This is a genomic window from Thermosynechococcus sp. HY213, assembly GCF_031460975.1.
GTDB lineage: Bacteria > Cyanobacteriota > Cyanobacteriia > Thermosynechococcales > Thermosynechococcaceae > Thermosynechococcus.
Window position 1 is genome coordinate 18,794 of sequence record NZ_JAVKVB010000009.1, and the last position, 21,407, is coordinate 40,200.

General features: G+C 53.3%; 22 protein-coding genes and 1 pseudogene. 7 read left to right on the forward strand and 16 right to left on the reverse strand.

All coding sequences use genetic code 11. The annotated features are described in order from the left end of the window. Position 1 precedes the first annotated feature (1 nt). Positions 2-796 carry a tryptophan synthase subunit alpha gene (trpA, locus tag RHK62_RS05065; RefSeq protein ID WP_315863532.1) on the forward strand — a complete coding sequence of 265 codons (795 nt, stop codon included), beginning with the start codon at positions 2-4 and terminating at the stop codon, positions 794-796. On the opposite strand, the gene RHK62_RS05070 is transcribed toward trpA, so the two are convergent. The 12 genes from RHK62_RS05070 to RHK62_RS05125 form a co-directional block, all read right to left on the reverse strand. Then, positions 793-2,517, reverse strand: a complete 1,725-nt coding sequence (locus RHK62_RS05070; protein WP_310453389.1) for a ShlB/FhaC/HecB family hemolysin secretion/activation protein — start codon at positions 2,515-2,517, stop codon at positions 793-795. The two genes, trpA and RHK62_RS05070, sit on opposite strands and share 4 nt — an antisense overlap. Before the next feature lie 197 nt (positions 2,518-2,714). Then, positions 2,715-4,673 carry a two-component system sensor histidine kinase NblS gene (nblS, locus tag RHK62_RS05075; RefSeq protein WP_310453390.1) on the reverse strand — a complete coding sequence of 653 codons (1,959 nt, stop codon included), beginning with the start codon at positions 4,671-4,673 and terminating at the stop codon, positions 2,715-2,717. 46 nt (positions 4,674-4,719) lie between these two features. Beyond that, positions 4,720-7,251 carry a mannose-1-phosphate guanyltransferase gene (locus RHK62_RS05080; RefSeq protein ID WP_206199676.1) on the reverse strand — a complete coding sequence of 844 codons (2,532 nt, stop codon included), beginning with the start codon at positions 7,249-7,251 and terminating at the stop codon, positions 4,720-4,722. 175 nt (positions 7,252-7,426) lie between these two features. After that, entirely contained in the window at positions 7,427-8,938 is a 1,512-nt protein-coding gene (gene atpA, locus RHK62_RS05085; protein WP_302676239.1) for a F0F1 ATP synthase subunit alpha, read from the reverse strand. A gap of 40 nt (positions 8,939-8,978) precedes the next feature. After that, a complete protein-coding gene (gene atpH, locus RHK62_RS05090) occupies positions 8,979-9,536 on the reverse strand; it encodes an ATP synthase F1 subunit delta (RefSeq protein ID WP_310453391.1) in 558 nt (185 codons plus the stop codon). Continuing rightward, positions 9,533-10,063 carry a F0F1 ATP synthase subunit B gene (locus RHK62_RS05095; RefSeq protein WP_302676241.1) on the reverse strand — a complete coding sequence of 177 codons (531 nt, stop codon included), beginning with the start codon at positions 10,061-10,063 and terminating at the stop codon, positions 9,533-9,535. The genes atpH and RHK62_RS05095 overlap by 4 nt, the downstream gene beginning before the upstream one ends. Before the next feature lie 11 nt (positions 10,064-10,074). Continuing rightward, complete coding sequence (locus RHK62_RS05100) at positions 10,075-10,491, reverse strand: F0F1 ATP synthase subunit B' (protein ID WP_206199672.1); 417 nt, start codon at positions 10,489-10,491, stop codon at positions 10,075-10,077. Positions 10,492-10,552: 61 nt separating this feature from the next. After that, positions 10,553-10,801, reverse strand: coding sequence for an ATP synthase F0 subunit C (atpE, locus tag RHK62_RS05105; protein ID WP_009767951.1), 249 nt, complete (start codon positions 10,799-10,801; stop codon positions 10,553-10,555). A 73-nt stretch (positions 10,802-10,874) separates the two neighbouring features. Continuing rightward, positions 10,875-11,633 carry a F0F1 ATP synthase subunit A gene (gene atpB / locus RHK62_RS05110; RefSeq protein WP_149818298.1) on the reverse strand — a complete coding sequence of 253 codons (759 nt, stop codon included), beginning with the start codon at positions 11,631-11,633 and terminating at the stop codon, positions 10,875-10,877. A gap of 41 nt (positions 11,634-11,674) precedes the next feature. Continuing rightward, entirely contained in the window at positions 11,675-12,145 is a 471-nt protein-coding gene (locus RHK62_RS05115; protein WP_149818296.1) for an ATP synthase subunit I, read from the reverse strand. Positions 12,146-12,160: 15 nt separating this feature from the next. Next, complete coding sequence (locus RHK62_RS05120) at positions 12,161-12,616, reverse strand: ribonuclease III domain-containing protein (RefSeq protein WP_310453392.1); 456 nt, start codon at positions 12,614-12,616, stop codon at positions 12,161-12,163. 54 nt (positions 12,617-12,670) lie between these two features. Then, the gene (locus RHK62_RS05125; RefSeq protein WP_225901526.1) at positions 12,671-13,081 is read right to left on the reverse strand and encodes an STAS domain-containing protein; all 411 of its coding nucleotides are present in this window, start codon (positions 13,079-13,081) and stop codon (positions 12,671-12,673) included. A gap of 141 nt (positions 13,082-13,222) precedes the next feature. On the opposite strand from RHK62_RS05125, the gene RHK62_RS05130 reads away from it, so the two are divergent. From RHK62_RS05130 to hemB, 5 genes are all read left to right on the forward strand, one after another. After that, a complete protein-coding gene (locus tag RHK62_RS05130; protein WP_310453393.1) occupies positions 13,223-13,540 on the forward strand; it encodes a hypothetical protein in 318 nt (105 codons plus the stop codon). An 18-nt stretch (positions 13,541-13,558) separates the two neighbouring features. Beyond that, positions 13,559-15,004: a deoxyribodipyrimidine photo-lyase, 8-HDF type gene (locus tag RHK62_RS05135; RefSeq protein ID WP_399377993.1), complete on the forward strand. Its 1,446-nt coding sequence runs from the start codon at positions 13,559-13,561 to the stop codon at positions 15,002-15,004. A gap of 72 nt (positions 15,005-15,076) precedes the next feature. Next, positions 15,077-15,901: a type I methionyl aminopeptidase gene (gene map, locus RHK62_RS05140; protein WP_206199667.1), complete on the forward strand. Its 825-nt coding sequence runs from the start codon at positions 15,077-15,079 to the stop codon at positions 15,899-15,901. A 5-nt stretch (positions 15,902-15,906) separates the two neighbouring features. Continuing rightward, positions 15,907-16,455: an NUDIX hydrolase gene (locus RHK62_RS05145; protein ID WP_149818284.1), complete on the forward strand. Its 549-nt coding sequence runs from the start codon at positions 15,907-15,909 to the stop codon at positions 16,453-16,455. A 154-nt stretch (positions 16,456-16,609) separates the two neighbouring features. Then, positions 16,610-17,596 (forward strand): porphobilinogen synthase, encoded by a 987-nt coding sequence (gene hemB / locus RHK62_RS05150; RefSeq protein WP_149818282.1) that lies wholly within the window; start codon positions 16,610-16,612, stop codon positions 17,594-17,596. Here hemB and RHK62_RS05155 read toward each other — a convergent pair. From RHK62_RS05155 to RHK62_RS05165, 3 genes are all read right to left on the reverse strand, one after another. Further along, entirely contained in the window at positions 17,593-18,141 is a 549-nt protein-coding gene (locus RHK62_RS05155) for an NADPH-dependent FMN reductase (RefSeq protein WP_286626636.1), read from the reverse strand. The genes hemB and RHK62_RS05155 overlap by 4 nt on opposite strands. Positions 18,142-18,202: 61 nt before the next feature. After that, positions 18,203-19,198, reverse strand: a complete 996-nt coding sequence (locus RHK62_RS05160) for a hypothetical protein (protein ID WP_310438271.1) — start codon at positions 19,196-19,198, stop codon at positions 18,203-18,205. A gap of 104 nt (positions 19,199-19,302) precedes the next feature. Beyond that, positions 19,303-19,884, reverse strand: coding sequence for a PAP/fibrillin family protein (locus tag RHK62_RS05165; RefSeq protein ID WP_286649886.1), 582 nt, complete (start codon positions 19,882-19,884; stop codon positions 19,303-19,305). A gap of 105 nt (positions 19,885-19,989) precedes the next feature. Between RHK62_RS05165 and RHK62_RS05170 the strand changes: the two genes are divergently transcribed. Beyond that, on the forward strand, positions 19,990-21,129 hold the full coding sequence (locus RHK62_RS05170) for a glycosyltransferase family 1 protein (protein ID WP_310438272.1): 1,140 nt from the start codon (positions 19,990-19,992) through the stop codon (positions 21,127-21,129). A 156-nt stretch (positions 21,130-21,285) separates the two neighbouring features. On the opposite strand, the pseudogene RHK62_RS05175 reads toward RHK62_RS05170, so the two are convergent. Beyond that, a pseudogene (locus tag RHK62_RS05175) lies at positions 21,286-21,407 on the reverse strand (IS630 family transposase); the annotation flags it as partial.

Consider the following 21,407-nt stretch of genomic DNA (forward strand, 5'->3'; position numbering starts at 1 on the left):
TGTGCCTACAATTTCTGAACGCTTTGAGCAATGTCGTGCCCGCCAACGCTGTGCCCTGATTCCCTTTTTGACCGCCGGTGACCCTGATTTAGAAACGACGGTTGCTGCCCTCAAGGCCTTAGATGCCCATGGTGCAGATCTGATTGAACTGGGAATGCCCTATTCCGATCCCTTGGCCGATGGTCCTGTGATTCAGGCAGCCGCTACCCGCGCCCTGCAACGGGGAACTCGCCTCGAAGCAGTCTTAGAAATGACAACGGACTTACACCGCCAACTGAGGGCACCACTCATTTTATTTACCTACTACAATCCCATCTACCATCGAGGGGTCTCTTCATTTCTGAAAGCCGTTGCCCAAGCCGGGATCAAGGGCTTAGTGATTCCGGATTTGCCCCTTGAGGAAGCAGAACCCGTTCTTGCAGAAACAGCGCATCTAGGCTTGGAATTGACACTACTGATTGCGCCCACCACATCGCCCGAACGGATGCAGGCGATCGCCACCGCCTCCCAAGGTTTTATCTACCTTGTCAGCACCACGGGCGTCACAGGGATGCGCCAAAAAATGGCCAGTCGCGTTCAGGAACTATTGGGCACACTGCGGCAAATTACCCCCAAGCCCATTGGTGTCGGGTTTGGCATTGCCAGTCCAGAGCATGCCCGTCAAGTGCGCGATTGGGGCGCCGATGCTGCCATTGTCGGCAGTGCCTTTGTCAAACGGCTGGCAGAACCAGAGCAGGGAGTTGCCGCTGTCGCCGAGTTTTGTCAGTCACTCCGCACAGCCCTCGATACGCCCTAGGGACGCACCGTCAACGTAAAGTAAATGCCATCGGACTGCAAACTGCGGGTTTGACCGGGCAGATCAATCAATGGTGCCGCGTACTGGAACTGAATGTCTAAGTTGGGTGTTGGTTGCACCAAGAGTCCCATGCCTAAACCGGCAATCACATTGTTAGGCACTGCACCCGCAGGATTACGGCTATTGTTCCAGACCACCCCCAGATCAAACAGGGGCCCAATGGAAATAATTGGGCGACGATTGGCAGTGCGCAGTACGGGAAAACGGGCTTCCCCAGAGAACCGCAGGCCATTATCCCCAGAGAGGGCATTGGTTGAGTAACCCCGCACCGACAGGGGGCCACCAATGACAAATTGGTGAAAGGGGAGCAGGCTATTGGGACTCAGTTGCACATCCGTACGCAAAATCAAGAAGTTATCTGCCCAGAGGCGTTGCAGCCGCTGTCCCTGTCCCAGCCAGCTAAAGAAAGTACCATCAGGGGTTGGACTGGGGTTTTCGGTGGCGCCAAAGATCGGCAGGCCAAAGTTGAACTGCGAACGAAAGACCCATGCCCCTTGGGGATCACGGCGGATATATTCTTGGCTCACTTCCAGCACTCGGGTGGCACTATAGCCCGATGAATCAGAACCAATGGAAATGGGGGTTGGCACTCCCAAAACAAAAGTCTGTGCCGACTGCATCAGGAAGCCAATGCCAAAGGCTAGTTCCTCACGGATATTGCGAATCACCGGTTGGCGAAAACTGGCTTCGTAAATAGAAGACTCACTGCGAATATTCAAGCCAGCAAGGGCGGGGGGGCGGGTAATTTCGCTGTCTGCTTGTACGGTGCGAATGGTGAGTGTGCCATTCATGGCATTGAGGGGCAGACTGTAGCCAAACTCCACAGTGTTGGACGCTCCCCAGTCAAACGTGCCTAGGTTATTACCGATGGCGTAGGAACCGTAGACGCTATCGCCGCGACCACTGAGGTTGTTGTATCCCAAAAAGGCCGTGGCCCGATCCGGGGCGATCGCTGGCGGCGTATTGTTATCCAAACCAAAAGCAGCATTAAACCAGCGGGCAGGTACCACCCGTACCACCAAAATACTGTCCTGGGGCGTCGTGCCGGGTCGCAGACTGGCAGAAAGATTGGCAAAGAGAGGATCCGTTCGCAGCAGGCGCAACTGCTCTTCCAGACGATTGGAGTTGAGGGGCACGCCGGCACCGAGGGCAATACGACTGCGAATATAGCGTTGGATAATTCCTTTATTCCCTTCAATACGAATGTCCTCTAGGCGGCCTTCAAGCACTTGAATCGTGATTACCCCATCCCGTGCCACCTGCTCGCCTAAAACGGCGCGAGAGGTCAAATAGCCCCCCTCAAGATAGAGTTTTGTAATCGCATCGGCAGCGCCTTGTAGCTCCGCAAGCGTCACCTGACGCCCTTCCAAGGGCTTAATAATCGGATCAAATTCCGCAGGCCCAAAGATAGTACTGCCTTCAACAACAATTTTTTGTACAGGTATTAAAACATTTTCTGACTCGGGGGTTGGGCTAGGGGGTGAAAGGGGCGGTTCAAGAGCGGGTGGCGAAGGGGAGGGTAGAGGGGGTGGTTCCGGTAGGGGGGGCTGAATATCCTGTTGGGTGGGGGTGATAACTGGAATCGCTAAAGCAGGTAACACCGCTCCCGTACTGCCGAGAACAGAGAGAAGGGCAACGGGTGCAAATAAGTTTGTTTTCACGTCCTCAACCCCAATGCTTAGTTATTTGGTTTTAGATAGGGCAGCAAAATCAATACAAAAATTTGTCTCTTTTCCTGAGGGTCAAGCCCAAGGAACCATTGGCGTGAGGAGTTATTGATTCTTGCCTTCAGATTTTAGCCGATTATTTGTGGTTGTTGGCAACGATCGCCCCCATCAACACTGACTCCGAACCTGTTTCAAGCGGGGGGAAGTGCCGTTTCAGCAGTGCCATCAGGGTTATTAACGAGGGAGGATTCATCAATGGCCAAATCAAACCAAAAGGTACTGCCGACCCCCAATTCACTAATTAAATGAATTTGTGTATTGTGCTTGTGGATAATATCTTGGACAATGGCCAACCCCAGCCCTGTCCCCTCTAGGGTATGCACGCGATTCTCAACGCGGAAAAACCGTTCAAAGACGCGGGGTTGATCCTCTGGGGCAATGCCCATACCCGTGTCGGCGACTTCAATGCGCACCCGTTCCTGCTCTGGATCGCTGGGGGGATGCCAGACATAGGCACGAATGGTTACCCGTCCATTTTCGGGGGTAAACTTCAAAGCATTCCCCACCAAGTTAGTGAGGGCACCAATGAGCAGATCGTAGTTGCCCCAAACCGGTGGCAAGGGATTTTCCACTTCGGCAGTGAGGGTAATGGACTTATTGGCAGCATTGAGTTGGTAGGTGCGCATGATCTGATCAATCACCTGCGCCATCTGTACCGAGCCAAATTGATAGGGGCGACCCGATTCGAGGCGAGAAATATCGAGGAAATCATTCACAAGGCGGGTCAGGCGATCGGTCTCGTGATTCGCGGTTTCCAGAAACTCCTGCTGCTCTTTTTCACTAAGACTGCTGCCGTACTCTTGAATGGTTTCGATGATCGATTTGATATTGAATAGAGGTGTGCGCAATTCGTGGGAAACATTGCTAATCAATTGCGCTTTGGCTTCGTTGAGTTCCACCTCGCGGGTGATGTCCTGAATCGTAATCGCAATGCCCTTGGGTTTTTCCCGTTGCACATCCATCACCGTTGTCAGCAAAATGCGTACCGATCGCGAGCTGGGTTCTTGGAGCGTGACGCGAAATTCTCCCCCTTCCGATTCGCCCTTGGAGGCTTTGTAGAGAGGACAGGTGAGTTTTTCACACACCGGCGCCGGAAAACAGTTCAGGGCATTTTGACCAATGACATTCATCCCCTCCCAATTAAAGAGACGTTGAGCCGTGGGGTTGACCAAAATAATCCGCATGTCAGTGTCCAACAGGATTGCCCCATCGGCAATGGTGGAAACCAAGGTATCCAGCTTGGCTTTTTCCGCTTGCAGTTCTTCAATGTTTTGCGCTTCGTAGGAAGCAAGCCGCTCTGCCATGTCATTAAAGCTAGCAATCAACTCCCCCAGTTCACCACCAAAGGGCAGGTTAATGCGTTGCTTAAAATTTCCTGCGGCAATGTTTTTCACCCCCTGTACCAACTCTTTGATGGGTTGGGTAATGGTCAGGGCATTGAACACTCCGCCCAAGATCACCATGATCCAGAGGGAGACAAACACGGCAATGGTCAGATCACGGGTGAGATTGGCAGAGGCAATAAGCGTTTGGTTGGGATTAATGCCCAAAGCCACAACTCCTAGATTTTCATCATTAAATATCAATGGCACAAAGACATCGGCCACAAGGCCGTCGGGGGTTTGGTGTTGGCGCACAAGGGGTTCTTGGCTGGCACGGTAGGTGTCCGGCAGTTGAATACGGCGGCGCAGGGTCAGCGCACTTTCCACTTGGGGGGCAGAGTAGGGGAGGCCATAGTAAATTTCGCCATCGGGATCGGCATAAAGGATGTAGCGAATACTGGCACTGCGCTCATAGAACTTACGGGAAAATTCGGCAACAGCGGCGGTATCCCCCTTGGCCACGAGGGGCGCCACATCGGCAGCTAAGAGCAACCCCAAATCGCGGCCATAGCGGGTGTCATTGAGGTGGGCATTGGTTTGAATGGTATTCACCGCCCAAAAGGTGAAACCACTCATGATGATCGAGACCACGAGGGTTGCTGTGGCCATGAGGCGGGTTTGAATTTTGAATTCCGACCACCAACGGGCAATGCCCCGCAATTTATCGCTCAAGTCCCCTTGGGTTTTCTCGGTTTTCAACACCACCATTGCGCCTAACGTACGAAAAATTTTCCCTGATTCTACGGGATTTTGCTCACATTTTTATTGTGGCATCTGAGAGGGGTTCCAAGCGGGCAAACTCTTCAATGCGGCGGCTATAGCGTTGCAGCATCTGCTCACTCCAAGTGGCATCGGGACTATTGACGTAGAGGTGTACCAATGGCTCACTGGCATCGGGCAGAATCAGTACCCAGTGGTCAGTATTGGGTTCACCAATTTTGACGCCATCAATGAGACTCAAGTGATTGCGGGGATGGGTTTCCACCAAGTGGCGCATCAATGACCCTTTGGCAATCCAAGGACAGCGAATCGGGCGATGATAGTAGTGGACGCGGGGCAGTTCTTGGCGCATGACGGTGAGGGGTTTGCCAATCAGTGCCAGCAGTTCGATCAGGGTGGCGATCGTAAACATGGCATCAAATCCCGGATGCAGTTGTGGGAAAATAAATCCCGTTTCCGCAGAACCGCCGAGAACCACACCGCTGTGGTGTTGGCAGGCTTCCATGAGATCAGTGGGGTTGGTGCGACTGCGAATCACTTGTCCGCCCTGTTGATGGGCGATCGCCTCCACCGCACTAGAAGTTGTGACCGGCACCACGACAGTGCCCCCCGGATGGGTCAAGAGGATCAAGTAGGTCATCAACGCTGTGAGTTCTTGATCACTGAACACCTGACCGGCATTGTCCACTAAGGTCAACCGTTCACCATTGGCGGAGACTTGCACCCCCAAACTGGCAGATAGCGCTGTCACCACCTGTCCCAGTTCCCGCAGGAGTCGCTGTCGCTCGAGAATATTGAGGGGGGTTGGGTGCAGGGTGGCATTGAGAACAACGGCATCACAGCCAAACTTACTGAGGATTTGTGGCAAGACAACCCCAGAAACGGCATAGGCATAGTCAATGACAATTTTGGCGGGGCTACCATAAAACAGTTGGGTATTTAGCCACTTTTCAAAGCCCTGGGCATAGGCGGCCACGCAGTTGTTGGGATGGGTCATGACACCGACATCCGTAAGTAGGGCGCGGCGAATATCTTCGCGGAAGTAGGCGGTTTCAATTTGCCGCTCTTTGGCTTTGCTCAGGTTGATGCCCTTATGGTCAAAAAACTCAATCAACAGTTGATCGGCGCGATCGGGATGGGCACGCACATGAATTCCGCCGCTGACTGAAAGGGTTTGGGCAGCAAAGCGGGCAATCGGTAGGGCGATCGCCTCCAAATTGAGGACATGAATCCCCACCGACATCAAACCCGACATCAGAGCATGGGACACCATCCGCGACACATTGCGCTGATCTCGCGACACCAGCACACTAGTTCCGGGCTCAAGGATTGAAGCATAGGCGGCCGCCAGCCGCACAGCAAACTCCGGTGTAATGTCCACATTGGCCACACCGGCTACCCCTCGCTGGCCAAAGAGATAGCGTTGCCCCGTTGTGCCCCAGATCAGGCTTTCATTGACAATTGCACCCGCTTCAATGCGTTTGCCCGGCCAAAGCCGCACCCCCTGACTGAGGCTAGCTTCCTCCCCGACCACACAGCGACTGCCAATAATTACCCCTTCGTGCACCCTCACATGGCGATCGACATGGACATGGCGAGCCAAAATGCAGTGCTCTAATTCACTGTCATCCCCAATAAAACAGCCACTCCAAGCCACCACTGAGCGCAACCGACTGCCATTACCAACAATCACGTTATCTCCCAAGATCGTCCCTGCCCCAAGGGTGACCCCCGCACCAAAGCGGCAGTTATTGCCCAAGACTAGCGGCGCCTGTAGCTGAACTGTTTGCGGCAATGTGGTGTTGTGCCCTACCCAAATTTGCGGCTGAACTTCGTGCCCCTGAATTTCCAAGTGCACGCGGCCATAGAGGGCATCCTGTTGCACCTGTTGATAGGTTTGCAGACTACCGACATCGCACCAGTAGGCATCGGTGATATAACCATACATCGGCACATCCGCCTGCAATAGCAACGGGAATAAATCCCGCGAAAAATCCCGCTCGATGCCGCTATTGAGATAGTCCATGACAGCAGGGCTGAGGATGTAGATGCCTGTATTCACCGTATCCGTAAAGACTTCCCCCGCTGAGGGCTTCTCGAGAAACCGCCGCACGCGACCATCGCTATCAGTAAAGACAATGCCAAACTCCTTCGGTTGAGGTACACGGGCAAGGATCAGGGTTACGGGAGCACCGTGCTGCTGGTGAAAACGGAGGGCATCGGTTAAATCGATATCGGTAATGCTATCGCCACTGACCACCAAAAAAGGATCCGTTAGCAAATTGGCAATGTTTTTGACTGAACCTGCTGTGCCAAGGGGCTGCTCTTCCTCAACGACATAGCTTAGGTGCACCCCAAACTCATTCCCATCGCCAAAATAGTCGCGCACGACATCGGGGAGATAGTGCAATGTCATGACCACATCATCAAGGCTATGGCGGCGTAGGAGATTGAGAATATGCTCAGCAATGGGACGATTGACCACCGGCACCATTGGCTTAGGTAGATCACAGGTGAGGGGACGCAACCGAGTACCACTTCCCCCGGCCATGAGGACGACACGCACTGTTTTCTCCTTTGTCAAACCTCGCCCTAGGATCCCAGTGTAGGAGAGGACGGCAGGCTCAGGGGGATGGCTTCAGGAAACTGCAATGATTTTTGACACTTGAGAGTAGCCTAGGCATAAAAAAACCTACCCTGGGTAGAGGGCAGGTTCAGAGCATGATATAACGCGATCGCGCCTAGGCAGTAAAGCCAGCTTTGTATTCGGCGATCGCCTCTTTCAGCAAGGCTTCAGCTTTTTCATCCAGTTTTTGGGTGGTGCGGATGATTTCGCCGTATTCGGGCTTGCTTGTGTGCAGGTAGTCCCGCAGACCGGCAACAAACTTGGCCACTGCCTCAACGGGGATGTCGTCAAGGTAGCCATTGGTACCGGCGTAAATGGTTGCCACTTGGTATTCCACCGGAATGGGTGAGTACTGGGGCTGCTTGAGAATTTCCCGCAGGCGTTGGCCTCGTGCCAGTTGGTTTTGGGTGGCTTTATCCAAGTCAGAGGCAAACTGGGCAAAGGCTTGCAGTTCATCAAATTGCGCCAATTCCAGCTTCAGTTTGCCAGCCACCTGCTTCATGGCTTTGATTTGAGCAGCAGAACCCACCCGTGACACGGAAATCCCCGCGTTGATGGCAGGACGCAAGCCAGCGTTGAAGAGGTCAGAGGAGAGGAAGATTTGACCGTCGGTAATGGAAATGACGTTGGTGGGAATGTAGGCAGACACGTCACCGGCTTGGGTTTCAACCACAGGAAGCGCCGTCATGCTGCCACCGCCGAGGGCATCGTTGAGTTTGGCGGCACGCTCCAGCAGGCGGGAGTGGAGATAAAACACATCCCCAGGGTAGGCTTCACGACCGGGAGGACGGCGCAGCAGCAGCGACATTTGCCGATAGGCTTGCGCTTGTTTGGAGAGGTCGTCATAGATGACGAGGGTGTGCTTGCCTTGGTACATGAAGTACTCAGCAATCGTGGCACCGGTGTAGGGGGCGAGATACTGCAAAGCGGCTGGATCACTGGCGTTAGCGGCAATCACAATCGTGTAATCGAGTGCACCCCGCTCCCGCAGCACGTTCACCACTTGAGCGACACTGGACGCTTTTTGACCGATGGCCACATAGACGCAAATCACATCTTGGCCTTTTTGGTTCAGAATTGTGTCAATGGCAACGGCCGTTTTTCCGGTCTGGCGATCGCCAATGATCAGTTCTCGCTGACCACGACCAATGGGAATCATGGCGTCAATAGCCGTAATCCCCGTTTGCAACGGCTCACACACCGATTTGCGCTGGACAATACCGGGGGCAGGGGATTCAATCAGGCGGGTTGCTGTTGTGTGGATCTCCCCTTTGCCATCAATGGGGCGCACTAGGGCATCCACCACCCGACCAATGACCGCTTCACCTACAGGCACGGAAGCAATTTTGCCAGTGGCCCGCACCGTACTGCCTTCTTCAATACCGAGGCCATCGCCCATCAGCACCACCCCCACGTTATCCTCTTCGAGGTTAAGGGCAATTCCCACGGTGCCGTCTTCAAATTCCACCAATTCTGAGGCCATCACTTTGTCGAGGCCATAGACACGGGCAATGCCATCGCCCACCTGCAAGACAGTACCGACATTATCGACTTTGATCGACTGTTCGTACTGCTCGATTTGCTGGCGAATAATGCTACTGATTTCGTCGGGTCGGATACTTACCATAGAAGTCGCTCTCAAGGGTTGAACAGTTTACAAAGGGACGTTAGGCGGCTTGCGCCAAGGTGAGACTGAGGCGGCGGAGTTGACCCCGCAGGCTGGCATCAAAGATTTGGGAGCCAACTTTAATCACCACACCACCAATTAGTTCGGGATCGCAGGCAGTAACCAGCTCTACATCGGCAGCACCGGTCATGGCTTTGACCTTTTCAACCACGGCACGGCGTTGATCGTCGTTGAGTTCGACGGCACTGGTGACTTCCGCCAAGATCACATTGCGGAGTTTGCGCACAAGGGCACGATACTGCTCACAAATAGGGCCAAGAAAGTTAATTCGCCGCCGATCCACGAGCAACATTAAGAAGTTGAGGAAGTAGCCATGCACCTTCTCCACGGTCAACTGCCGCAGCACGTTCTTTTTGGCCTCAGGCTTGATCAGGGGATTGGCGAGAAACTGTTGCAGTTCACTGGAGCTGGCAAGGAGTTCCAGAATTAACTGCGTGTCCTGCTGAAACTGATCAATGAGGTTGTGGGTTTGCGCTAACGACAGCAGCGCCTCGGCATAGGGTTCAACCAGTTCACCACGGACAGTGGTCTGCATCATTTGCCTCCTAGTAGGGCAATACTGCGATCAACAAGGGTACGCTGAAGGTCTGGATTTTGGCTCAAACGCGCTTTGAGTTGGTTTTCGGCCTCGGCAAGTGCCCTAGCGGCAATCCGCTCACGAATTTCGGCGATCGCCCGCTCAGTGGCGGCACTCGTATCTTGGGAAGCGGTTTCCTTCAAGCGCTCAATTTCCCGCTTGGCTTGGGCAATGAGTTCTTCCTTTGCAGCCTTGGCACGGGCAAGGGCGTCTTCGCGAATGCGTTGTGCCTCCTGCTTGGCCTGAGCCAGTTTTTGCTGCTCTTCGGTAAGGCGGGCAGCGGCCACTTTCTGGCGTTCTTCGGCTTCCGCAATGGCTGTGGCAATTTGTTGCTGGCGATCGCCCAAGGTTTTGCCAAGTACGCCCCGCCCAAAATACACCAATACCCCAATAATGATGGCAAGGTTGATCACATTGGTTTCGAGCAAATTGGTGTTAATGCCAAAATGCCCCGCTTCTTCCGTTGCCAATAAAAATACTGCGTCCATGACCCACACTCCTAGGCCAGTAACTTCGCTAATAACTGTTCACTCAAGCTGGCAACTTGACCCTCAAGCGCTTGCAGTGTCGCCTGCTTTTGCTGATCAATCTCTGCTTGAATCTTGAGTAACTCTGCCTGCACGGCCTGCTGTGCTTCGGCAATTTCGGCGGTGGCAATTTTTTGTGCCTCGGCTCTGGCCTCTTCAATCAAGGCTTGGGCTTGGCGACGGGTACTGGCCAATTCCTGCTCATACTGCTGAGCCAGTTCAGTGGCCTGTTGCAACCGCTCCTTGGCCTGCTGCAAGTTGGTTCGGATATATTCATCCCGATTGTCCAGCGCCTGACCCAAGGGCTTGTATAGCAGCGCATTCAAAATGACGGTCAAGATTAAGAATTGCACAGCCATCAGGGGTAGGGTGGCATCAAAATCAAACATCAGCCTCTCCAGAATGGGGGATCGGGGGAAAGCTCATCCAAGCCTCCCCCACTGGGGTTAATTAGGATGCAAAGGGGTTGGCAAACAGGAGCACCAGCGCAATCACCAGACCGTAGATGGTCAGCGACTCCATGAATGCCAAGGTCAGCAGCAGTGTACCCCGAATTTTACCTTCCGCTTCCGGTTGCCGCGCAATCCCTTCCACGGCTTGACCAGAGGCATTCCCTTGACCAATCCCAGGCCCAAGCGATGCCAAACCAATTGCCAGAGCAGCAGCCAAAACAGAAGCAGAAGCGACTAACGGATCCATAGTTGATTTCCTCGAGACGTAGTAGGACGAAACAAAATTTCCAGAGATAACAATAGCAGGGTATGTACCCCTTTTAGGAGTGCGCCTCTTCGTGCTCGCCGCCATGTCCCTCCATGGCCTCCCCAATATAGGTGGCTGCAAGGGTGGCAAACACAAGGGCTTGAATGGCACTGGTAAAGAGTCCCAAGGCCATCACGGGCAAGGGCACAAACAAGGGCACCAGCAACACCAAGACCCCCACCACCAATTCATCCGCCAAGATGTTGCCAAAAAGACGGAAGCTCAGGGAAAGCGGTTTTGTAAAATCTTCCAAGATGGCAATGGGAAGTAAGACGGGCGTTGGCTCGATGTACTTGGTGAAATACTTCAGCCCCCGCTTGCGTAGCCCGGCGTAGAAATAGGCCAAGGAGACCAGCAAAGCCAAGGCCACGGTGGTATTGATGTCATTGGTGGGTGCTGCTAGCTCCCCTTCTGGCAGTTCGATGAGTTTCCACGGTACCAGTGCGCCTGACCAGTTACAAACAAAAATGAACAGGAACAGTGTCCCCACAAAGGGAACCCAAGCTCGGTACTCGTGCTCACCCATTTGGCTCTTGGTCAAATCGCGGATGAATTCCAGCGCGTATTCCATCAAGTTTTGAATACCACTGGGCACCCGTTGGATATTCCGCGAGGCGGCAAAGGCCGCCGCAATCAGAATGGCCATCACAAACCAAGTGGTGATGAAGACTTGACCGTGAACTTTTAGGTTGCCAATATGCCAGTAGAAATGGTGCCCCACCTCCAACTTGGCAAGGGGAAGAGCTGTCCAAAGGTGTATCAAAGGCATCATGCCTCCGCGCTCGGTTGTCTAAGCACTACAGTGAGCCAGCGTTAAGGGGACGGCAAAACCGTACGAAACATATAGACCAGAATGGCGGCTTTGTAGGTTAAGAACCCCAAGAACACTGGAATAATATGTAGCTCTTGCCAACGGGCTGCCAAAATAATCACAACCACGACGACAAGGAGCTGCGTTTTCCCCAGCTTTTTCTGGTCGTTTCCTAGGCGCTCCACACTGCGGGCGAGGAGCCGCAGATAAATTAGGCTCGCACTTGCCCCCAAAAGGTAATTCAACGCTGTGTTCAGGCCGTAAATCAGCCAAACCGCTCCAAAGGCGATCGCCATCAGCACGAGGCTTGTCGTGAATAATTCGCGACAGAGTTGATAAAACTCGGCCATCGAGCCGCCCTTCTTTGGGGAATTGGCAATGGTTGATGGCACAGAGGGTGCTGAAGCAGAATCGGGAACGGTCACAGCAGAATAGGGAGCATCCGAGGATGCCTTGAACTGGCCACTAAGCATCCTATCACGCAGTGGTTACATTTCATTACGGGATTCTGTTTCGTCGATATTGCTGTTCATTTCATTGCGAATGTGCCGCTCAAGTAGTTGAAAAATCTCCTGTAGGCGTTGCGGATTGGTGAGGTAGAGGTATCCCAGTAGGGCTTCAAAGCCAGTAGCTTGACGGTAAATTTTTGCGGCAACTCGCTTTGGGCCATCGGCAGCCGCATTGCGACCCTGACGAAAAATCGAGCGTTCGGTTTCGGTGCAATGCTGCCAGAGGAAGTCCATATAACGGGCTTGACTTTCAGCACGCACATGCGCCACCACTTGGCGGTGGTAGGTATTAATACGTTGGGGGGGGGTTAGAAAAAGCCAGCGGATAAAGAGTTCATAAACGGCGTCGCCAACGTAGGCCAAAGCCGCCGGTGGCAGTTGATGGGCGGGAATTTTGGGGGGAACAAGGGGCAATAATCCAGCAGAGTCCAGCATGACGTTTCAGCTAAAAAGACCCCCCTTAGTTTTACTGCCACAGGAACAGAATGTTTAGGAATGGGTTTCGCCAGTAATTTGGGCGATCGCCGTCGCCAGATCCGGCTGAAGGGGCAAAAAGTTCTCTAAACGCACGAGTTTGACCGTTTGGGTGACGCGGGGATTGGTGACAATTTGCAGTTGACCCTGATGCTCTTGGGCTTTTTTGGCCAGTTGTACCAAAATGCCGAGGCCAGAGCTGTCAATAAACTCAATTTTTGAAAGGTCTAAGATGACGTTGGCAGGCCCATCGTCAAAACACTTACTAATGACCTTGCGAAAGGCCGACTCGGAGAACGCATCAATGAGACCCGTCAGGCGAAACACTTGATAGTTATCGCGAATCTCACGGGTACCTCTTAGGCTTTGGGTGAGGGCAAGTGGTTCAGAAATGAGAGCCTCCTTTGCCGATAACTGCACACACAAAACGATAGAAGACAAGTATAGATAAACGTGGCATCCTTGTCTATGACTTGATCGCTAACTCAACAAAAGTTTGGAAGTGCAGCAACCGCAGGAAGCTCTTTGCCAGAACCGCATCAGGTATTGCCCCTAGGAGTCGCCCCAATGAAATTCTCCAAACTCGTGATGAGCCTTCTCAGCAGTAGCGGTCTGGGATTGCTGAGTTTATCTATTTTCGCCCAAGAAACGCCAGCGGCGACTTATCCCCCAGAGGCGATCGCGGTCTTTATGCAGGAGTGTCAAACCAAATTTGCGGCGCAAACGCCTCCCGGCTTTGGCGATCGCGGCGATCGCTATTGCACTTGCCTGATAAACCGCCTCCAAGAAAAAATGAGCTATGAGGAATTTCAGAAAATGACTGCCGACAATGAACCCCCGGAAGTTAAAGCCGCAATCAATGAATGTATTGGCGCTATTTTCTAGTGCGCCTAGGATGGACGGGTGATGAGCCTGCGCCTCTTTTGGCATCGTCGCGATCTGCGCCTGAGTGACAGTGTGGGGTTGGCGGCTGCCTACACCCAAACTCCCAAAGTGGTTGGCATTTTTTGCTTTGACCCGGCGATTCTCAGTGCCTCGGACATTGCGGCGGTGCGGGTGACATACCTCGTGGGTTGCCTACAGGCCTTGCAAGAAGCCTATCAGCGACTTGGGGGGAGCTTTTTAATTTTTCATGGTGACCCGCGTCAAATTCTGCCCCAAGTGGCCAGTGGCTTAGGGGCGGTGGCGGTGCATTGGCATGAGGATGTGGAACCCTACGGTCGCGATCGCGATCGCGCTGTGGCTGCTGCCCTCAAGGAAAAGGGAATTGCTGTGGAAACTGCTTGGGATCAACTCCTGCATCCCCCAGAGGCCGTACAAACAAAACAGGGGCAGCCCTACACCGTCTATTCCCCCTTTTGGCGCAACTGGTCAAGCCTAGCTAAACCAGAGCCTGTCCCCAGCCCCAGCCACCTCGAACCTCTGATAGAAGCTGAACAAGCGACAGCCACAGCCCTAGGGGCGATACCGCTGCCCACTGCCAAGGATTTGGGATTTCATTGGTCAGGAGAACTGATCCTTGCTCCCGGTGAAGCCGCCGCCCAAGCACAACTGGAGACATTTATTGGCCAGCACATTCAAGACTATGGTGAGCAGCGCAACTATCCAGCGCAACCTGGAACCTCCCTCTTAAGCCCTGCCCTCAAGTTCGGTGTCATTGGTATTCGCCGTGTCTGGGCAGCCAGTCAGGCCGCTATGGCCGCAGCCCGCAGTGAAGAGGCAAAAACGAGTATTCGCACGTGGCAGCAGGAATTGGCGTGGCGGGAGTTTTATCAGCACGCCCTCTATTGGTTTCCCCACTTGGCGGAGCGTCCCCATCGTGAACGATTTGCCACTTTTCCTTGGCTGAATCACGCAGAACACTTTGCGGCTTGGTGTGAGGGTCGCACCGGTTACCCAATTGTGGATGCCGCCATGCGCCAACTCAATGAAACGGGTTGGATGCATAACCGCTGCCGCATGATTGTGGCCAGTTTCCTCACCAAGGACTTGATCATCAATCCCCAATGGGGTGAGCGGTACTTTATGCAAAAACTGATTGATGGCGACTTGGCAGCCAATAATGGCGGTTGGCAGTGGAGTGCCTCTAGTGGGATGGATCCAAAGCCGCTGCGGATTTTTAACCCAGCCAGTCAAGCGCAAAAATTTGATCCTGAGGCGGAGTATATTCGCCGTTGGCTGCCGGAGTTGAAATCCCTCGATACGGCAGATTTGGTGACGGGAACTATTTCTCCCCTAGAGCGGCATCGCTGCGGTTATCCCTTGCCAATTGTGGATCACGGCCAGCAACAGCGGCGATTTAAGCAGCTCTATCAAGCGCATGTTCGTTCACCCATCCCTCAAGGATAAAATTGACATTCCCCTGATCAGCGCAACAGCGTTATCCTGAAAAAGAACGATTTTTGCGGTTGCATCGCGCCCATGAATATCCTTGGTAGTCTGCTCACTCCCCCCACCACCCCCATCCAAACCCGTCCCCGCCGTGGCATTGAAATTAAGTCCAAGCGAGAAATTGAGATTATGCGGCAGGCCTCGCGCATTGTGGCGACGGTGCTCAAGGAAATTTCCCAGATGATCGAGCCGGGCATGACGACGGCGGATCTCGATGCCTATGCCGAGAAACGCATCCGCGAAATGGGGGCAACACCGAGCTTCAAAGGCTATCAGGGCTTTCCGGCCTCCATTTGCGCTTGCATCAACAACGAGGTGGTTCATGGCATTCCCAGCCCCCGCAAAGTGATTCGCAATGGCGACATCGTTAAGATTGATACCGGTGCCTACTACAATGGCTTCCATGGCGACTCTTGCATTACGATTCCAGTGGGGGAAATCTCCGAGGAAGCGGCCAAGCTGGTAAAAGTGGCTGAAGAAGCCCTCTACCGCGGCATTGAGCAGGTTAAAGAAGGCAACTACCTCATGGATTTGGCGGGTGCTATTCAAGATTATGTCGAAGCCAATGGCTTTGTTGTGGTCGAGGACTTTACTGGCCACGGCGTGGGGCGCAATCTCCACGAAGAACCTTCGGTATTTAACTTCCGCACCAATGAACTTAAGAATGTGCGGCTACGGGCGGGGATGACCTTGGCCATTGAACCCATTGTGAATGCGGGGTCAAAACAGGTGCGGATTTTGCGCGATCGCTGGACAGCGGTTACGGTTGATAATTCCCTCTCTGCCCAATTTGAGCACACGGTCTTGGTCACCAAAACGGGCTACGAAATTCTCACCGATCGCACCCTTGTCTAACCCCTATGACGAAAATCCCCCCCGAAGTCCTCGAACGCCACTGCTTTTGCCGCAGTCGTAAGTTTACCTTTGAGGTCAATCAATATCGCTTGCCCCATGGGTCTGTCTCGATCTTGGGAACTGTGCGGCATCCAGGGGGGGCATTAGCTGTGCCGGTGACCCCAGAGGGCAACCTGATCCTTGTCAAACAATACCGCTTTGCCACTGAGGAATATCTGCTGGAGTTCCCAGCGGGCACCGTTGAGGATCACGAAAAGCCTTTTGCCACCATTGAGCGCGAGATTGAAGAGGAAACGGGCTACCGCGCCCACCATTGGCAAAAACTGGGAGAGTTTTACATTGCCCCCGGCTATTCTGATGAAGTGATCTACGCCTACTTGGCCACTGAGCTGGAAAAACTAGAGACACCCCCGCCTCAGGACACCGACGAGCACATTGAAATTGTGGAGTTTTCTCTAGCTGACTTGGCCGCTGCGATTCATAGTGGTCAAGTGAAAGATGCCAAGACCGTCACCAGTTTCTATCTGGCCTTGCCCTATCTGCAACCCGCTTGAACACTGAAGTTGTTCGTAAACGTTTGTAAGCATCCTGCACCGCCCACAGTCTTGATCCCTCAAGGTGAGATAATGCGGAAATAATCCAAAGGTTGTACGTGCTGACTCACAGCCGTTTGAACTGGGACATTACTGAGTTTTTGATTGTTGAATTATGGAGCTAACCCATCGGCCTCGCCGTTTACGCCGCACGGCTCAAATTCGTCGCTTGGTGCGCGAGCATACCCTAACCACAGGGGATTTGATCTATCCGGTCTTTGTCATGGAGGGGGAAGATCAGGTGCAGGAAGTCCCCTCAATGCCCGACTGCTATCGCTATACGCTGGATCGCCTGATTTTAGAGCTGAAGGAGGTCTATGCCTTGGGAATTGGGGCGATCGCGCTATTTCCCCTTGTGCCTGAGCACCTCAAGGACAATGCAGGTACTGAAAGCTACAATCCTGAGGGTCTTGTCCAGCGATCGGTACGTGCCATTAAGGCTGTCTTACCCGACCTGCTGATCTTTACCGATGTCGCCCTTGATCCCTACAGCAGCGAAGGCCACGATGGCATTGTCAAAGATGGCGAAATTCTCAATGACGAAACCGTAGAGGTGCTGGTGAAACAGGCAGTGAGTCAAGCGGCTGCCGGGGCTGATTTTGTTGCTCCGTCAGATATGATGGATGGCCGTGTCGGTGCCATTCGGGCGGGTCTAGATGCCGCAGGCTATACCCACGTGGGGATTCTCGCCTACTCTGCGAAATACGCCTCCGCCTACTATGGCCCTTTTCGCGATGCTTTAGATTCGGCACCGAAGTTTGGTGATAAAAAAACCTACCAAATGGATCCAGCCAATGTCCGCGAAGCAGTGCGGGAGGTCAGCTTGGATATTGAGGAGGGCGCCGATCTGGTGATGGTGAAACCTGCCCTTGCCTACATGGATGTCATTGCCCAACTCAAGCAGGTGAGCGATGTTCCCGTGGCCGCCTACAACGTTTCCGGAGAATACGCAATGGTGAAAGCCGCCGCCCGCAATGGCTGGATTGATGAGAAAAAAGTGGTGCTGGAAACCCTTCTTGGCTTTAAGCGGGCAGGTGCTGATGTCATTCTCACCTACCATGCCAAGCAGGTGGCGCAGTGGCTGCAAGAGGGATTGAATTAGGCGCTTGCTTCTCGTAGTTGACGGGTGGTCTGAATCCAACTGGCAATCATTTTGTCCACTCGCTCATCGAGCTTGGGATCCCTCAATTGCCCCTCGGGCGTGAAGGCTTGCCACGCCTGACCAATGGCCACCTGTTCTGGAATCACCCACGCATGTACCCAGCGCAAGATCACCCGCAGATCATTGAGGGCATTGCTGTTGGTTTGGCCACCGAGGACACTCATCATGGCGACCACTTTGCCGCTGAGGTGTTCAAAGCTGAGGAGATCAAGGGAGTTCTTGAGCACACCGCTAACGCTGCCGTGGTACTCCGGGGTCACCAGCAAAATACCATCGGCTTCCTTGACCTTGGTTTGAAAGATGGCGACATCGGGGTAGTCGGGGTAGCTCTCAGCACCGGTACAAAAGGGGAGCGTCATTTGCCGTAAATCCAGACGTTCAACGGTAACCCCTTGGGCGGCTGCTTTGGCAATGGCAACATCTAGGGCGCTTTGAGAGTAGGAGCCATCCCGCAGACTCCCTGCCCAACCAATGAATTTGAGCATAAACAAACTCGTAATGACTATGGCTTATTATACAAAATTGAGATTTGTTCAAACATCCTCCCTAAGAAGGAACCTCACTCAGGGAAATGGATCCACCCGTGGCCATTTGGGCAATGACGCGTTGTAACTGCGCTAGCGATCGCTCGGCCTCGGTGTAGCGATCCTTCCAGTGTTGAACAGCGGTTTCCTGCTCCCGTGCCTGCTGTGCCTGATGGAGAATTTGCTCTTGGAGTTCGGCAATTTGGGCTTCTAGGTGTTGTAGGCGTTCCTGTTGTTGACTAGTGCGCGCCTCCAGCTCTTGGTTGTAGTGCTGGGTGGTCATATATTGCAGGCGCTGTTGCTGATACTCCCGCTCCAGTTCTTGGAGCTTGGTTTGGGTTTTTAGGAGGGTTTTACTCAGTCCCTGAATAACATTGTTTTTGCTGACCTCTGATCCTTGCGCCTGTTGCAGCGCAGTGATGATCCGTTCTTGGGTTTCAATTAAATGGTTGGCTTGGGTGAGGCGACGGTTGAGATCATCCAGTTGGGTTTGGCGATCGCTCAATTCTGAGCGGGCTTGTTCAAGGCGAGTTTGCAGCAGCGCTTTTTCCTCTTGGACTTGGCGCAGTTGGGATTCAAGGAGTTGATATTCCTGTTCCCGTTGCCGCAGGAGGCGATGGCTATTCACCAATTTAGCCTCGAGGGCATCTTGAGCCTTGAGGAGCCGATCCACCTCCTGATGCAGGTGCTCAATTTCCGTTTGCGATTGCTGAAGAATCGTTTCCAAGGATTGGCGATGGTGGCTCATTTCGGCCAACTCGTGGGCACAGGTGGCTTGGGAGCGCAATTGTTCTTGGAGGGCAACGATTGCCTGTTGTTGAATCTGAGCCGTTTCTTCCGTACGAGCAAGTAAGTCTTCCAAAAAGGCCTGATTGCGCAGTTGCTGCTTCAGCTCGTTAATATAGTGTTCGCATTGGTCAATGGCCTGCTCTAAATAACGGATGCGCTCTTGGCTACTATCACTCCCTGCAACAGGAGTAGCCGCTAGGGAACCTTCAGCCAGCGGTTCAGAAGGCATCGGATTCCATGGAAAACTGAGTTGCTGGGGCAGCTGTGCTTCCATTGCAGCAGGGGTGAGAATCGTGCCACTCTTCCCTAGTTTAACGGTACAGGGAATTGTCCCTAAACCCGGCTCAAGACAAAAAGGCTCCCCTCATTGCCGCGGGCAATTCGCAAATCCTCATCAAGGTAAGTGATATCGAGCCAGCCCTGTTGATCATTGCTGTTGAGGGGGACATCTAGGGCAATCAGCGGCTGACGGCTGTGGAGTTGGGGAATGAACTGGGAGGGAGAATAGTAATTGAGCCACTGACGCAACCCAACAATGGAGCGTTCAAAGTACACCTGTACCCGCTGTTGGGTCAAGGGTTCAAACCGCGCCAAGACACTGATAATCCCCTCTAGGAAGGGCAAGCCGTAGAGTTCAGCGATATTGTAGATGCGCTGCTGCTGCGGACGAATGCACTGATAAATTTGCCCAAGCTTGACAATTGGGGAGCGATCTAGAGCAAGCAGCGCCTGACTACTGGTGTAGATGAGTCGCCAATCCCCGGCAAGTTTTTCGAGGGCATTGAGGGGATCGGGGGTGGGATTCATGGTTTCAAGGGAAGCGGCAAGGGCGGCCACCTGTTTGCGATCGCGCGGTGTGGCTAGAATGCCTCGATTCAGGCCAGCGATCGCCATCAGTAACTCTGTCTTTGCCACAGTTCACCCCTCCTAGTACAAGCAACTTTTTTGCCCCTATGGGTTGCGTCAAGACCCCCCTAATTCGAGAATGGGAAAAACCTCCCTCCCATTCAGGTTAGCGAAATGCGGATCGCGCTATTTACCGAGACCTTTCTTCCCAAGATTGATGGCATTGTGACCCGTTTGTGTCAAACCGTCCGACATCTGCAACGGAATGGCCATCAGGTGTTGGTGGTGGCTCCCGAGGGCGGGCTGGATTATTACGAAGGCGCGCAGATCTACGGTGTCTCCGGTTTTCCCCTCCCATTGTATCCTGAACTCAAACTCGCCCTGCCACGACCCGCCATTGGTCAAGCCCTAGAGGCCTTTGCACCCGATCTGATCCATGTGGCGAACCCAGCGGTCTTGGGGGTAGCGGGTCTGTACTATGCGCAGAAATTCCACTTGCCTTTGGTCGCTTCCTACCACACCCATTTGCCGCAATACCTGAAGTACTATGGCTTGGGGTTTCTTGAAGAGGTGCTCTGGTCGCTGCTGCGGTTGGCCCATAACCGTGCTCAACTCAACTTGTGTACCTCAACGGCAATGGTGGCAGAACTGAAAGCGCACGGCATTCGCCATCTGGATCTCTGGCAGCGGGGGGTAGATGTGGAGTTGTTTCATCCGCAGCGCCAAAGTCAAGAAATGCGCTCCTTTCTCAGCCAAGGGTATCCAGAAGCCCCCCTATTGCTCTACGTTGGCCGCCTCTCCGCGGAAAAGGAAATTGAGCAGATTAAGCCCATTCTGGAGCAGATTCCTCAGGCGCGACTGGCACTCGTGGGCAATGGTCCGCATCGGGAAGCCCTCGAACAGCACTTTGCGGGTACCCCCACGCATTTTGTGGGCTATCTGCGCGGTGAACGCTTGGCAGCAGCTTTTGCCTCGGCGGATGTCTTTGTCTTTCCCTCGCGCACGGAAACCCTTGGCTTGGTTCTTTTAGAAGCGATGGCCGCAGGCTGTCCTGTGGTGGCTGCCAACAGTGGGGGGATTCCGGATATTGTCACTGATGGGGTGAATGGGTTTTTGTTTGACCCAGCGGATTCTACAGGAGCGATTACGGCTTGTCAGCGCCTCTTTGACTCTCCGAGCGATCGCGAGACCCTACGCCAAAATGCCCGCCAAGAAGCTGAACGCTGGAGTTGGGCGGCGGCCACCCAGCAACTAGAGCAGTACTACCAGTCAGTTTTGCCAACCAAACATCAGGATACAGTTTTAACTTGCTAAATGCGGTAAATATTGCTGGCATAGCTAATTTCCTTTATAGGGGGCGATCACAGTCCCTAAGCCATGCAATACACTTGATGATCGCAAGTAAAGATTTCTAAAATTTATGCATATTATTCCTTGAAATTTATAGCTATTCCAATAAAAAATGAGATATCATCCAGCACAATACTTGCGAATCACCTCATCAATCGAACTGTTTGACCCTGCATACATCCGCGCTCGCTTCAGCGCACTGAAGTCGTGCTCAATCACATTCAAATCAGGAGAGTATTTCG

Bases quoted from the DNA above. Each gene is read 5' to 3' on its own strand.
- nblS (WP_310453390.1), bottom strand. From the start codon at position 4,673: ATGGTGGTGTTGAAAACCGAGAAAACCCAAGGGGACTTGAGCGATAAA.
- atpA (WP_302676239.1), bottom strand. From the start codon at position 8,938: ATGGTAAGTATCCGACCCGACGAAATCAGTAGCATTATTCGCCAGCAA.
- atpH (WP_310453391.1), bottom strand. From the start codon at position 9,536: ATGATGCAGACCACTGTCCGTGGTGAACTGGTTGAACCCTATGCCGAG.
- RHK62_RS05095 (WP_302676241.1), bottom strand. From the start codon at position 10,063: ATGGACGCAGTATTTTTATTGGCAACGGAAGAAGCGGGGCATTTTGGC.
- RHK62_RS05100 (WP_206199672.1), bottom strand. From the start codon at position 10,491: ATGTTTGATTTTGATGCCACCCTACCCCTGATGGCTGTGCAATTCTTA.
- atpE (WP_009767951.1), bottom strand. From the start codon at position 10,801: ATGGATCCGTTAGTCGCTTCTGCTTCTGTTTTGGCTGCTGCTCTGGCA.
- atpB (WP_149818298.1), bottom strand. From the start codon at position 11,633: ATGATGCCTTTGATACACCTTTGGACAGCTCTTCCCCTTGCCAAGTTG.
- RHK62_RS05115 (WP_149818296.1), bottom strand. From the start codon at position 12,145: ATGCTTAGTGGCCAGTTCAAGGCATCCTCGGATGCTCCCTATTCTGCT.
- RHK62_RS05120 (WP_310453392.1), bottom strand. From the start codon at position 12,616: ATGCTGGACTCTGCTGGATTATTGCCCCTTGTTCCCCCCAAAATTCCC.
- RHK62_RS05130 (WP_310453393.1), top strand. From the start codon at position 13,223: ATGAAATTCTCCAAACTCGTGATGAGCCTTCTCAGCAGTAGCGGTCTG.
- map (WP_206199667.1), top strand. From the start codon at position 15,077: ATGAATATCCTTGGTAGTCTGCTCACTCCCCCCACCACCCCCATCCAA.
- RHK62_RS05145 (WP_149818284.1), top strand. From the start codon at position 15,907: ATGACGAAAATCCCCCCCGAAGTCCTCGAACGCCACTGCTTTTGCCGC.
- hemB (WP_149818282.1), top strand. From the start codon at position 16,610: ATGGAGCTAACCCATCGGCCTCGCCGTTTACGCCGCACGGCTCAAATT.
- RHK62_RS05155 (WP_286626636.1), bottom strand. From the start codon at position 18,141: ATGCTCAAATTCATTGGTTGGGCAGGGAGTCTGCGGGATGGCTCCTAC.
- RHK62_RS05160 (WP_310438271.1), bottom strand. From the start codon at position 19,198: ATGCCTTCTGAACCGCTGGCTGAAGGTTCCCTAGCGGCTACTCCTGTT.
- RHK62_RS05170 (WP_310438272.1), top strand. From the start codon at position 19,990: ATGCGGATCGCGCTATTTACCGAGACCTTTCTTCCCAAGATTGATGGC.